The following is an 8,714-nucleotide window of genomic DNA, read 5'->3' on the forward strand; positions in this document are numbered from 1 at the left end:
CCAACAGTTTTTTAGTTTCGGTATTTAATTCTCTAATGAATCTCATATAAATACCCATTTTCAGTGATTTTATCTAATTATAGATTATTATGTCAAAAATAGGTAATTAATTTTGTGCACCTGCTTAATAGATTCTTTTTAGACCAGTTGTCGTGGTTTCCATCTATGTGATGGAGGTGTACATCCTCGTCTTCCATGAACCTCAGCCCGCAATGTCCACAGGATTGGTTTTGCTTTTTCAATGCCTCTGAAGTAGCATCTGAGTATAACCTTGAATTCCGGTTACTCCAGTACACCAGGTCACCGTCGTAGGGTGATTTGGTGCCCTTTACATTCACGTGTTGGTTTTGTTTGTACCCCACTTTAGGGAATCCCTTTTTACATAGTTCTGTGGCTTTGTATCGATTCACTTTCTTTTCCTTTCGGAACTTCCGGTTAGCCGTTTTTGCCATGAACCATAGAGAATCCCGAGTGCTGCTCAGATCGCAGCTAGAGTGGTAATTTCGCCAACCGCGCACGATGGGTGCCAGCTTTTTGGCTTTTACTTCTGCACCATAATTCGAGTTGTTGACCACGGTTTTAATCTTCTTCCTTATGTTCCGGTGGTTTTCCTCTGAGGGAGTACATCGGAATTTTCCGTTTTTCTGGACTCTGAAATTCCAGCCTAGTAAGTCAAAACCGTCTGTCGTTTTAGTTAGCTTGGTCTTTTCTTCACTTATTTCCATCCCACGCTCTGCTAAGAATGCTTTGACTTTGTCCAGTATCTTCTCGGCATTGTCTCTTGGTTTGAGAATGAACACCATGTCATCGGCGTACCGTAAACTAGTGTGTATGTCCTCTATTCCGTCAAGGGCTATATTAGCTAGTAAGGGACTCACCACTCCCCCTTGAGGCGTGCCTTGCTCCGGGAATTCAGGATTTGTCCCGATTTTGAGACATCGGAATATTCCCTGTTTGATAGCTCTCGGGGCTATGACTCTTTCCATGATGGAGTTATGTGATATCCGGTCAAAGCACTTCTTAATGTCTAACTCGATTATCCTCTTATTGCTTCCGTTACTGGTTGACCTTAGGTGTGACAATAGACGTTTTTGAACGTCCTGTGCGCACCTTCCGGTACGGAACCCGTAACTATCTGCGCTAAATAGCGCTTCGTGAGCCGGTTCAAGGGCGAATTTTATTAGACATTGCCATGCTCTGTCAGCGATGGTTGGTATTTTCAATGTTCTTATTTTCCCATTCTTTTTAGGGATTGGGATTTCACGAAGTCGGCTATGCTTCCAGTCAGAGGCATGGTCGTTCAATGTTTCTACCAGTTCCATTCGCTGTCTGTAGTTGAGACTTGACAGGCCATCAACTCCAGCCGTCTTTTTCCCTTTATTTAGTTGTGTTACTTGACGGACAGCCAAGAGTTGGGCAGCGCGGGATTTCAGGATAAGCTTCTGTATAGACCGCGCTTTCTTCAGGTCGCCGTCTCGAACCGCTTTGTACACTCTCTTTTGTAGGCGGAATAAGTTTTGGCGAAGTTTCTTCCACTTTTGACTCTTCCAAAGGTCGCTATATCGTTTTGACATGCGTCTACCTATGCTCTCCTAAGGTTTGTGTATTCTGGATACCCGCAGCCAGTTTTTCGGCTGCATCTTACCCGACAGTGAGGATTAGACAAGGCATAGTTTACTGAGGTTTCGACCTTTCCTCAGACTCATGATGCTGTCGTTTTTACTCGTTCCGATTGTTAGATTGTTTTGACGATTTAGGGCAGTCCGGAGATGAAACCTTAGAATAGTGGAGCCTTACTACAAAATTTTTAACCCTTTTACCCATAGCCGACTAACTATAAAGGCTCCACTATTCTTGCGGTAACTTCTAACCATTTTGCCTATCCTTTTCTCAGAGATTACGATTGTCCTTTCTCAAAACATCGTGAGAATAAAAGGATGAAGTCTCGCATATACTAGTCAGATTGCGGCTTCCGGGTAAGACACTTTTTAAGGACTTTTGTTAATCTACCCTTGTCGTCTCCCTAGTTAGCGGCAGTGTGGCACATCTGATTTACCTCTGATTCCGCCCTGATGCCAGCGTCACTCTGGTGGGTTGCCGCCCACTTCGGTGTGGCCAGATCAGGAGTCACTTGTCTCTTCAAGGGGAGGACTTTCACCTCCATCCAACATTCAGTTAGGTTTGAGGGTGTTATCCCTCGCGCCCCTAAGTCATACCCCTCCCTACTACGGGAGGCTCCTCCTTAGAACGAGCCGCACAAAAAGTTCCTGTCTGGTGGGCAGTGGCTGATCATCGCTTCACGGCTGCTAGCCAATTTCAGGCAACAGCCACTGCCCACCCTACGATTAATTTTCCGATTCCCGATTGATTCCCGATTCCCGATTCCCGATTCCCCACTCCCGACTCCCCACTCCCGATTCCCCACGTAACAAAACGTAAAAAAAAAGGCATTGACAGAGGGTGAGCCAAATCAATAAGCTAAACCACAGAAAGTTTAATTCTATGGAGATGAAACCATGCCCAAGAAAAAACTTACCCCCAAGCAGACTGCTCCTGTTTCTCGTAACGGGGTGGCAAGGCAAAATGAGGAGTCAGTCTCCGAGTCTCTCTCCCAGTACTGTGTGGCCCAGATTTCTAATGGCTATTTAATTCCTTTTGCAGGGGACGACGCGGAGTAGTCCCCTTAATATACAACGATCTGATCAAAACGTCAAAACCCCTTTTTGCTCTCGGATGGCGCACGATTTGCGCGGGATTTATTTCCGAGCTACCTGTGCTACTAACTCGTTTTCGGTTACCTGGCACGGGGGGCGTGCTTGGCGGGCAGAAGTCCTGCCAGAAGGTTGAGTGGCACTCGAAACGGAGGGCTGACGGTCGAGAAGCTTGCTGCCCCAGTGGCATTGTGGAGCAGGCTTCTTTTTGGGTTTATATCTTTCTTTGGCAGAAGCCTTTAGATGAGGGAAGGCATGAATATTAGTGGGGTGGGTATCTTTCCTGCCGCGAATAATTGATAACCGGCAAGATGCAGCTTCCAAGGCAGGAAACAGGCAAGATGCCTGTTCCACAATAAGATGCCGGTTCCACCCATTGGGTCAAACAGCTTTAATTGAGATGGATCCTGAAAATGGAAGCGATCGCATAAGCGCGGAAGCTGAGGCCGTAGGCCACGCTTTGCGTTCGCGTAGCGTCGGCTTTGCCGAAACGCTTCATCGCGTCTGAAGCATGGTTTACAGATAGAGTAAAAAATAGAGTAAAAAAATACTTCCGCGCCCCTTGGTGGGCCGTGGCTGATCAGCTCTTCACCAACCTTGCCGATTTCGCGATTCTTGCCACTGCCCACCCTACGATTCTTGAGTGGAAGCGATCGCATTTGCCAATCCTGGACAGATAGACTAAAAACAATACTTCCGCGCCCCTTGGTGGGCCGTGGCTGATCATATATTCACGGCTGTTTACCAATTCCCTGGCTTGCCACTGCCCACCCTACGATTCTTGAGTGGAAGCGATCGCATCTACCAATGCTTTACAGATAGACTAAAAATAATACTTCCGCGCCCCTTGGTGGGCCGTGGCTGATCAGCTCTTCACCCTTGGTTGCCAATTCCCTGGCTTGCCACTGCCCACCCTACGATTCTTGAGTGGAAGCGATCGCATCTACCAATGCTTTACAGATAGACTAAAAACAATACTTCCGCGCCCCTTGGTGGGCCGTGGCTGATCATATATTCACGGCTGTTTACCAATTCCCTGGCTTGCCACTGCCCACCCTACGATTCTTGAGTGGAAGCGATCGCATTTGCCAATCCTGGACAGATAGACTAAAAATAATACTTCCGCGCCCCTTGGTGGGCCGTGGCTGATCAGCTCTTCACCCTTGGTTGCCAATTCCCTTGCTTGCCACTGCCCACCCTACGATTCTTGAGTGGAAGCGATCGCATCTACCAATGCTTTACAGATAGACTAAAAATAATACTTCCGCGCCCCTTGGTGGGCAGTGGCTGATCAGCTCTTCACCCTTGGTTGCCAATTCCCTTGCTTGCCACTGCCCACCCTACGATTAATCTCCCGATTCCCGATTCCCGATTCCCGACTCCCTACGTTACTGGTTAAAATAAACGTTATGAATACTGAGTTAGCCTTATGGAAAGTCGTTATTAGTCTGCCTGAACATCTCAAGACGGAACTATTGCATTATGCAGACTATTTACGAGAAAACTATCTAAATAATACACAATCTGATCACGAAAAGATAGAAACGGCTCACGGTTATGGGAGTTGGGCAGTTCAAATCATTATGTCAGATGATTTTGATGAACCATTATAAGATTTGGCGGAATATATGTAATATGAAAGCTCTTCTCGATACTCATGCTTTTCTTTGGTATTTACTAGGTGATACCCGTTTAGCGATTAAAGCTAAGAGTATTATTGATACCAAAGCTCACACTACACATTCTAATAAAACTCCCCATCACCCCATCTCCCCATCTCCCCGACTCCCGATTCCCGATTCCCGACTCCCGATTACCCTTTTTGTTGAGCAACTAACTTAAAAGTTTCAACAATTTCTGTAATGATAGCAATCTGTTTTGGACTTAGACCACTCACATCGATTACTTTATTTTCCATCACAAGTTTACTCGTTCGTTTACGTAATAGTATTTTGATAGCAAAGGGAACAGGTAACAGCGGATCTGGGAACACCTAGGACTTTGTACCTCACCACATTGAAAACCGCTATACTAATATAGTATCAATGTAAATACTAAACTAGTTTATGTTAACCCTTGATCAAATTGAAACAGCTATTCGACAATTACCAAACAGCGAGATTCGAGAGCTGGCAGCCCGCTTACAGAAATATTTAGATGATTTAGATCATAAGTGGGACCAGCAGCTAGAATCTGACCTAAGCTCTGGAAAGCTAGACAGCCTGATGAAGCGAGCAGAAGCAGATATTGCTACCAATCAAGTTAAGGAGCTTAATGAAATCCTTTACGACAGGTGCGACCCGTGGCGAATTTAATTCTTAATGGTAAGAGCGCACCTAACCTGATTTTTGGCGAACTTACGCCATACTTCCCACCTCAGTTAAGGAGCAAGCACGAAAAGCTTACCAAAATCTGGCAGCAAAATCCCTTTCATCCATTAATTTAATTGCGGCTCTTAAAGCTCATGAAAATATCAACAGCGCCAAATACCTCAAGGTTATACGATCACGATTATCAGCTTTGGCTAGAGGCAACTATAAAACAACTGCGATCGGGAGATTTTACCCATGTTGATTGGGAAAATTTATTGGATGAGTTAGAAAGCATGGCTAAAAAGAACAAAAGAGCAGTTAAAAGTCTATTAACTCGACTTTGGGAACATTTACTTAAACTTAAGTATTGGGAATCTGAAAGAGCATACAACGCTAATAAATGGAAAGCCGAAATTACAACATTTCGTCAACAGATTCGAGATGAATTGTTAGATAGTCCTAGCTTAAAGCCTTATTTGTCTGAAATCTTTGCCAACACTTACCTAGATGCCAAGAAAGTGATGGGAAGTTTAATGGATAAACCGATTGCTTTTTTCCCAGAAGACCCTCCCGCATCTTTAGCAGAAGTTTTGAAGGAAAATTGGTTTTTCGACTAACCCCGGGAGTCGGGAGCGGTGCGACCCGTGGCGAATTTAATTACGGGTCAAGCGCACCGAGGGAGTCGGGAATCGGGAGTCGGGGAAAGAGTTACCATCGAGGAATACTACTTTTTTATGCCGCCATCGCCTATATTTGTAAGCCTATAGCCAAGTTAATAAAGAGTTACCGATTCCACAGATACTACAGTTAGCCTAGAAGTAGAACGCGATCGCGTGACTCGCATCTGAAGCATGGTTTACAGATAGACTACAAAAAAAAGCTCTGGCTGGTGGGCAGTGGCTGATGATATATTCACGGCTCTGGCTAATTCCGTTGCTAGCCACTGCCCACCCTACGATTATCCCTATCTCCCTATCTCCCCATCTCCCCATCTCCCCATCTCCCCATCTCCCCATCACCCTATCTCCCCATCTCCCCATCTCCCCACTCCCCACGTAACAAAACTTATGAAAAAACCTATTCACACAGGCAGAGCCAACTCAATAAGCTAAACCACAGAAAGTTTAATTCTATGGAGATGAAACCATGCCCAAGAAAAAACTCCTACCCAAACAGACCGCTCCTGTTTCTCGTAACGGGGTAGCAAGACAAAATGAGGAGTCAGTCTCCGAGTCTCTCTCCCAGTACTGTGCAGCGTCGGGAAAAGGGGTCTGGGTCGATCCTTTTGCGGGGGACGACGCAGAGTAGTCTTCTTAATTTACCACTATCGGATCAAAATGTCAAAATCCCTTTTTGGTCTCGGATGGCGCACGATTTGCGCGGGATTTATTTCCGAGCTACCTGTGCTACTAACTCGTTTTCGGTTACCTGGCACGGGCTTGCTTGGCGGGCATTAGTCGAAGAGGGTAGAGTCGAACTCGAAACTGAGGGCGGACTTGAAAGGAGCTTGCTACCCCAGTGGCATTGTGGAGCAGGCTTCTTCTTGGGTTTATACCTTTCTTTGGCAAAAGCCTTTAGATGAGAGGCGGCATCAATATGAGTGGGGTGGGCATCCTGCCTGCGATGGAATATTGATAACCGGCAAGATGCCGGTTCCACCAAGATATTTGACCAAGATGCCCCCATCCTGCCTGCGATGGAATATTGATAACCGGCAAGATGCCGGTTCCACCAAGATATTTGACCAAGATGCCCATGCCAGCCACCGGGTAAAAGAGTAATAATTTAGATGCATCCTGAAGATGGAAGCGATCGCATCTGAAGCATGCTTTACAGATAGACTAAAAAAAGTTCCTGTCTGGTGGGCAGTGGCTGATCATAGCTTCACGGCTGCTGGCCAATTTCACGCAACAGCCACTGCCCACCCTACGCTTCTGCTGCTTTACAGATAGACTAAAAAAAGTTCCTGTCTGGTGGGCAGTGGCTGATCATAGCTTCACGGCTGCTGGCCAATTTCAGGCAACAGCCACTGCCCACCCTACGATTCCTCCCCATCTCCCCATCTCAAAATGGAAGCGATCGCATTTGCTGGCTGCATGACAGATAGAGTTAAAAAAAGTTCCTGTCTGGTGGGCAGTGGCTGATGATAGCTTCACGGCTGCTAGCCAATTTCAGGCAACAGCCACTGCCCACCCTACGATTAATTTCCCAACTCCCGATTCCCGATTCCCAACTCCCGATTCCCGATTCCCGATTCCCGACTCCCGATTCCCGATTCCCGATTCCCGATTCCCGATTCCCGATTCCCAATTCCCCAAAGCCAGTGACTACCACCTACTCCCCCCAAATTACCTATCAGTGGCTCGAAAACTTTGATGCTGCTGCTTCCTTAGAATACGACGACTACACCTGCCCCAGCATTGCTAGCCACTGGCAAGGTGCCAGCCCTCTAGGGGAACTGCTGGGTTTAGCGGCAGTGGAAAATGATGAAATGGTGGGCTTGCTGGTGGCGGAACTGCGCAAAGACCCCAAAACCGATACCACTAGTGCCTTCATTCTTTCCCTGTTTGTCCACCCGGAAAACCGGCGACAGGGGGTTGGCAGCGGGTTAATCACCCATCTGGAAGCCCACGTCCGGGAACTGGGTTGTAGCCAAATCGAGCTATCCTACCAAGCCACAGCACTCACCACCGTTGCCTTGGAACCCTTGCTGGAAAGATTGGGATGGGAAACTCCTAAAATTTCCCTAATTTTGGCAAAATTTGATAGCGAACATATTGCCCAAGCCCCCTGGGTTCACCACTATCGTTTCCCGAAAGATTTCACCGTGTTTCCTTGGGCAGAGCTAACCCCAGCCCAGGAGGAACGGATTCACCAACGGCAAAAGCAAAAAGTTTGGTATCCTGAATCCTTGTCTCCGTTTCTGGAACCCTCAAAACTAGAACCCCTCAACAGTTTGGGTTTGCTCTATCAAGGAGAAGTGGTGGGTTGGATGGTGAACCACCGGGTTGGCCCAGATACTATCCGCTATACCTCTATGTTTGTGGAACGACGGTTCCAACGGCGTGGCCGTGGTGCCATGGTAATTGCAGAGTCTCTCATGGCTCAACTCCATAGTGATATTCCTTACTATACCTTTGCCGTGGGGGAGAGTAACCAACCCATGCTTGAATTCGTGGATCGTCGCCTTAAACCTTATTTGACGTCATTGACTGAAGCGTATCGGAGTCTTAAGAAAGTAGGGAACAGGGAATAGGGAACAGGGAATAGGGAGTAGGGAGTAGGGAATCGGGAATCGGGAACAAGAATTATTACAATTGATTTAGGATTGCTATTATCCAAGAAAGTAAGTAGTGGACTGGCACAGCTAATTTGGTGCATTAGAATCTGCCATCTCTTCATCTTCAAACACTGGATAAAGGTGTTTAAGTTTGACTCTGGCATCCGGGGTTGAAAAATGCCAAATTACTTGAGTGGCTGTTTTGTTTCGCTCTTGAACACACGCTTTTAACTTCTTTTCCAATTTTTCTTCGACTAAAATCCTGCGGGCTAAACATTGTTTGCTTAAAATGCTTAGTTCAATCTCTGCTACATTTAACCAACTGCCATTACTTCGAGTATGATAAATTTCTAGTCGTCTGGCTTTGGCGTTGAGCTTCATCAGCCGGGAAAGCAACATACACGAGAAGCA

The 8,714-nt window shown here is 46.5% G+C and carries 18 protein-coding genes and 1 pseudogene; 11 read left to right on the forward strand and 8 right to left on the reverse strand.

All coding sequences use genetic code 11. The features are described from left to right. Positions 1-92: 92 nt before the first annotated feature. The gene (locus tag F6K46_RS36395; protein WP_293067458.1) at positions 93-1,574 is read right to left on the reverse strand and encodes a reverse transcriptase domain-containing protein; all 1,482 of its coding nucleotides are present in this window, start codon (positions 1,572-1,574) and stop codon (positions 93-95) included. Between the two features lie 742 nt (positions 1,575-2,316). Beyond that, positions 2,317-2,451 (reverse strand): hypothetical protein, encoded by a 135-nt coding sequence (locus F6K46_RS36400; protein ID WP_293067461.1) that lies wholly within the window; start codon positions 2,449-2,451, stop codon positions 2,317-2,319. 65 nt (positions 2,452-2,516) lie between these two features. On the opposite strand from F6K46_RS36400, the gene F6K46_RS40460 reads away from it, so the two are divergent. After that, the gene (locus tag F6K46_RS40460) at positions 2,517-2,678 is read left to right on the forward strand and encodes an anacyclamide/piricyclamide family prenylated cyclic peptide (RefSeq protein WP_366510867.1); all 162 of its coding nucleotides are present in this window, start codon (positions 2,517-2,519) and stop codon (positions 2,676-2,678) included. A gap of 78 nt (positions 2,679-2,756) precedes the next feature. Here F6K46_RS40460 and F6K46_RS36405 read toward each other — a convergent pair whose 3' ends face one another. After that, a complete protein-coding gene (locus F6K46_RS36405) occupies positions 2,757-3,065 on the reverse strand; it encodes a hypothetical protein (protein WP_293105331.1) in 309 nt (102 codons plus the stop codon). 128 nt (positions 3,066-3,193) lie between these two features. Between F6K46_RS36405 and F6K46_RS36410 the strand changes: the two genes are divergently transcribed. After that, positions 3,194-3,391 carry a hypothetical protein gene (locus F6K46_RS36410; RefSeq protein ID WP_293117927.1) on the forward strand — a complete coding sequence of 66 codons (198 nt, stop codon included), beginning with the start codon at positions 3,194-3,196 and terminating at the stop codon, positions 3,389-3,391. Positions 3,392-3,726: 335 nt separating this feature from the next. On the opposite strand, the gene F6K46_RS36415 is transcribed toward F6K46_RS36410, so the two are convergent. After that, positions 3,727-3,885, reverse strand: a complete 159-nt coding sequence (locus F6K46_RS36415) for a hypothetical protein (protein ID WP_293067467.1) — start codon at positions 3,883-3,885, stop codon at positions 3,727-3,729. Between the two features lie 109 nt (positions 3,886-3,994). On the opposite strand from F6K46_RS36415, the gene F6K46_RS36420 reads away from it, so the two are divergent. From F6K46_RS36420 to F6K46_RS36440, 5 genes are all read left to right on the forward strand, one after another. Then, positions 3,995-4,324, forward strand: a complete 330-nt coding sequence (locus tag F6K46_RS36420) for a DUF2281 domain-containing protein (protein ID WP_293067469.1) — start codon at positions 3,995-3,997, stop codon at positions 4,322-4,324. Between the two features lie 22 nt (positions 4,325-4,346). Beyond that, positions 4,347-4,553, forward strand: coding sequence for a hypothetical protein (locus tag F6K46_RS36425; protein ID WP_293067471.1), 207 nt, complete (start codon positions 4,347-4,349; stop codon positions 4,551-4,553). A 224-nt stretch (positions 4,554-4,777) separates the two neighbouring features. Beyond that, positions 4,778-5,026, forward strand: a complete 249-nt coding sequence (locus F6K46_RS36430; RefSeq protein ID WP_293067473.1) for a hypothetical protein — start codon at positions 4,778-4,780, stop codon at positions 5,024-5,026. Between the two features lie 149 nt (positions 5,027-5,175). Beyond that, positions 5,176-5,640, forward strand: coding sequence for a DUF29 domain-containing protein (locus tag F6K46_RS36435; RefSeq protein ID WP_293067476.1), 465 nt, complete (start codon positions 5,176-5,178; stop codon positions 5,638-5,640). 27 nt (positions 5,641-5,667) lie between these two features. Beyond that, on the forward strand, positions 5,668-5,790 hold the full coding sequence (locus tag F6K46_RS36440; RefSeq protein ID WP_293067479.1) for a hypothetical protein: 123 nt from the start codon (positions 5,668-5,670) through the stop codon (positions 5,788-5,790). Positions 5,791-5,835: 45 nt separating this feature from the next. Here F6K46_RS36440 and F6K46_RS36445 read toward each other — a convergent pair whose 3' ends face one another. Beyond that, positions 5,836-6,063 carry a hypothetical protein gene (locus F6K46_RS36445; protein ID WP_293067482.1) on the reverse strand — a complete coding sequence of 76 codons (228 nt, stop codon included), beginning with the start codon at positions 6,061-6,063 and terminating at the stop codon, positions 5,836-5,838. Positions 6,064-6,169: 106 nt separating this feature from the next. On the opposite strand from F6K46_RS36445, the gene F6K46_RS40465 reads away from it, so the two are divergent. Both F6K46_RS40465 and F6K46_RS36450 read left to right on the forward strand, forming a co-directional pair. Further along, positions 6,170-6,331 (forward strand): anacyclamide/piricyclamide family prenylated cyclic peptide, encoded by a 162-nt coding sequence (locus tag F6K46_RS40465; protein ID WP_366510868.1) that lies wholly within the window; start codon positions 6,170-6,172, stop codon positions 6,329-6,331. Positions 6,332-6,549: 218 nt separating this feature from the next. Further along, positions 6,550-6,804 (forward strand): hypothetical protein, encoded by a 255-nt coding sequence (locus tag F6K46_RS36450; RefSeq protein ID WP_293117930.1) that lies wholly within the window; start codon positions 6,550-6,552, stop codon positions 6,802-6,804. Positions 6,805-7,038: 234 nt separating this feature from the next. Here F6K46_RS36450 and F6K46_RS36455 read toward each other — a convergent pair whose 3' ends face one another. Then, positions 7,039-7,179 (reverse strand): hypothetical protein, encoded by a 141-nt coding sequence (locus tag F6K46_RS36455; protein WP_293067490.1) that lies wholly within the window; start codon positions 7,177-7,179, stop codon positions 7,039-7,041. On the opposite strand from F6K46_RS36455, the gene F6K46_RS36460 reads away from it, so the two are divergent. Further along, entirely contained in the window at positions 7,160-7,399 is a 240-nt protein-coding gene (locus tag F6K46_RS36460; RefSeq protein WP_293067492.1) for a hypothetical protein, read from the forward strand. The genes F6K46_RS36455 and F6K46_RS36460 overlap by 20 nt on opposite strands. After that, positions 7,347-8,279: a GNAT family N-acetyltransferase gene (locus tag F6K46_RS36465; protein WP_293067498.1), complete on the forward strand. Its 933-nt coding sequence runs from the start codon at positions 7,347-7,349 to the stop codon at positions 8,277-8,279. Before F6K46_RS36460 ends, F6K46_RS36465 begins: the two co-directional genes overlap by 53 nt. Here the strand turns inward: F6K46_RS36465 and F6K46_RS36470 are convergent. Both F6K46_RS36470 and F6K46_RS36475 read right to left on the reverse strand, forming a co-directional pair. Then, positions 8,219-8,404 carry a hypothetical protein gene (locus F6K46_RS36470; RefSeq protein WP_293067495.1) on the reverse strand — a complete coding sequence of 62 codons (186 nt, stop codon included), beginning with the start codon at positions 8,402-8,404 and terminating at the stop codon, positions 8,219-8,221. The two genes, F6K46_RS36465 and F6K46_RS36470, sit on opposite strands and share 61 nt — an antisense overlap. Beyond that, a pseudogene (locus F6K46_RS36475) lies at positions 8,391-8,714 on the reverse strand (IS630 family transposase); the annotation flags it as partial. The pseudogene F6K46_RS36475 and the gene F6K46_RS36470, both read right to left, overlap by 14 nt.

Source organism: Moorena sp. SIO3E8, from assembly GCF_010692445.1.
In the GTDB taxonomy this organism is placed as follows: domain Bacteria; phylum Cyanobacteriota; class Cyanobacteriia; order Cyanobacteriales; family Coleofasciculaceae; genus Moorena; species Moorena bouillonii.

What these genes read in the sequence shown, in the direction of transcription:
- F6K46_RS36395 (WP_293067458.1), bottom strand. Translation starts at nt 1,574, where the DNA reads ATGTCAAAACGATATAGCGACCTTTGGAAGAGTCAAAAGTGGAAGAAA.
- F6K46_RS36400 (WP_293067461.1), bottom strand. Translation starts at nt 2,451, where the DNA reads ATGCCTTTTTTTTTACGTTTTGTTACGTGGGGAATCGGGAGTGGGGAG.
- F6K46_RS40460 (WP_366510867.1), top strand. Translation starts at nt 2,517, where the DNA reads ATGCCCAAGAAAAAACTTACCCCCAAGCAGACTGCTCCTGTTTCTCGT.
- F6K46_RS36425 (WP_293067471.1), top strand. Translation starts at nt 4,347, where the DNA reads ATGAAAGCTCTTCTCGATACTCATGCTTTTCTTTGGTATTTACTAGGT.
- F6K46_RS36430 (WP_293067473.1), top strand. Translation starts at nt 4,778, where the DNA reads ATGTTAACCCTTGATCAAATTGAAACAGCTATTCGACAATTACCAAAC.
- F6K46_RS36435 (WP_293067476.1), top strand. Translation starts at nt 5,176, where the DNA reads ATGAAAATATCAACAGCGCCAAATACCTCAAGGTTATACGATCACGAT.
- F6K46_RS36445 (WP_293067482.1), bottom strand. Translation starts at nt 6,063, where the DNA reads ATGGGGAGATGGGGAGATAGGGTGATGGGGAGATGGGGAGATGGGGAG.
- F6K46_RS40465 (WP_366510868.1), top strand. Translation starts at nt 6,170, where the DNA reads ATGCCCAAGAAAAAACTCCTACCCAAACAGACCGCTCCTGTTTCTCGT.
- F6K46_RS36470 (WP_293067495.1), bottom strand. Translation starts at nt 8,404, where the DNA reads ATGCACCAAATTAGCTGTGCCAGTCCACTACTTACTTTCTTGGATAAT.